Annotated in this window: 2 protein-coding genes; one reads left to right on the forward strand and one right to left on the reverse strand. The window is 45.9% G+C overall.

The window, feature by feature from the left end; genetic code table 11:
* Positions 1-121 precede the first annotated feature (121 nt).
* Positions 122-1,387 carry an IS110 family RNA-guided transposase gene (locus tag NV379_RS25955; RefSeq protein WP_258210199.1) on the forward strand — a complete coding sequence of 422 codons (1,266 nt, stop codon included), beginning with the start codon at positions 122-124 and terminating at the stop codon, positions 1,385-1,387.
* Between the two features lie 383 nt (positions 1,388-1,770).
* Here NV379_RS25955 and NV379_RS25960 read toward each other — a convergent pair.
* A partial coding sequence (locus NV379_RS25960; RefSeq protein ID WP_258210200.1) for a peptide-methionine (S)-S-oxide reductase occupies positions 1,771-2,024 on the reverse strand: 254 nt, incomplete at its 5' end.

Genomic DNA, 2,024 nt, shown 5'->3' on the forward strand with positions numbered 1-2,024 from the left:
CCGTTAGATTCCTGTAATACGATTAATTCTGAGCTTTGAAAAAAAACGAGCGCCTCGGTACGATGGGGTTATGCACGGGATCATTGTCCCAAAAACCCATCATCCAGGAGGTCGCTCTACTATGAAGTTTAAATCGCAGGACAAACAAAATCAACTCATCGAAAATATTTCTTCTTTGCATCTAGTTGTTGGTGTAGATATTGCCCAAGAGGCTCACGTCGCTCGTGCGGTCAGCTTTCGGGGCATTGCTTTGGGATCACCGCTAGAGTTTGGTAGTCACCATGAGGGCTTTCAACTGTTCGGTCGTTGGATTCAGGATCTGCTCAAGTCTTTCAAGCTGAGCAAAGTCATCGTGGGTATGGAACCTACCGGCCACTACTGGCTGAGCTTGGCTCACTGGCTTTCAGGCCAAGGCATTGAGGCTGTTCTAGTGAATCCTCACCTCGTTAAAAAGAACAAGGAAAACCGCGACAATACCCCATCCAAAAGCGACCGTAAAGATGCGCTCGTAATCGCCGACATGGTCAAAAACGGCTACTATTCCCTTGTTCGATTCAACCCTGAAGCCTACGAGGAACTGCGGATTCTCATGGCCAATCGGGACACGGTTACCAAACGGCTTAACAGCGCCGTTAACCAGATTCATCGCTGGGTAGATATTGTTTTCCCGGAGCTTCGCCAAGTCTTTAAGATTCTTACCTGCACTAGCGCCATTGCCACATTAAGGCTGTTTCCTCTCCCAAAGGAAATTAGCCAATTAACGACGGAGCAAGTCATTGCAGGCTGGAAGCAATATGTGAAGCGTCATGCGGGATTGTGGCGGGCCGAGGAGCTCATTGCACTAGCTAAACGCAGTGTGGATACAACGAAGGCATTGTTCGCCTACAAGCTGCACTTGAGTCAATTACTCGAAGAATATGACTTAGCGCATCGCCAACTTGAGCAGATTGAACACGAGCTGCATCACATCCTTGAGCGTATTCCATATGCTCAGAAGTTGCTTGCCATTCGCGGTGTAAATGCAACGAGCTTAGCTGGTGTGCTAGGAGAAGCCGGTGATTTAAGTGGTTATACACACGGAAATGCCTTGCTTCGTCATGCGGGTCTAAACCTATCTGAAGCTAGTTCCGGGAAATGGCGCGGAAAAATGGTGATTAGTAAGCGAGGCCGCCCTCGTCTCCGACGTTTCCTCTATCTCATGACGATGTGTATGGTCATGACTAATCCAGATGTAAAAGCCCTGCATCACCAAAATGTCGACGTTAAAAAGCTGAAGAAAATGAAATCCATAATGAAACTATGCGGAAAGGTGGCTCGAATGCTTGTCGGGCTTGCAAAGAGCCATGAAGCTTACAATCCAGCCAAAGTATTTCCACAAGCAGCTTAAGAGCGTTATTTCACCAGCTGATGTATTCGCAGGATGGACAAGAAGCACGGAGTATCGGGATCTATTAAACAAAAGGGCTCGGACCCGTTCCGTTAGAAAAACCGACCTCCACCCCTTGGATAGATGTGACGAAGGAATGAAAGGGCTTAGACCCGCCCCGACATGGGAGTGAAAATCACTAGGGCGACGTGGAGACGTGCAGGATATGGAACAAACTAGGTGATAGACTTCTCACCTTTATTCCTGCATGCCCTTTAAGTCGCTTTGGACTACCGGCTCCTCTGTCACCTTCTTATCTGACACCTAGCTAAAGGTGAAATCCTGCGAATTCATGAGTTTGAGTGAGAAAAATAATTCATATCGAGGGAGTTTAATATTCTCCCTTACTTATACCTGCTTAATATTTCTTCTGGAATATGACAATAATCATTTGGACATTTAGCTAATCTATCTTGATGTTCTTCTGCACTTCTCACATAGTTTATGAGAGGTAATACTTCAACAACTATAAGTTCATAATCATTTCTCTCACTAAGAAACGCCTTCGCCTCTTTTAAGTGTTCAGGCTTTTCACTATATACTCCTGTTCTGTATTTCTCGCCAACGTCCTGTCCTTGTTTATTCAAACTGTATGGAT

This window comes from Paenibacillus radicibacter, from assembly GCF_024721995.1.
GTDB classification, from domain to species: domain Bacteria; phylum Bacillota; class Bacilli; order Paenibacillales; family NBRC-103111; genus Paenibacillus_AM; species Paenibacillus_AM radicibacter.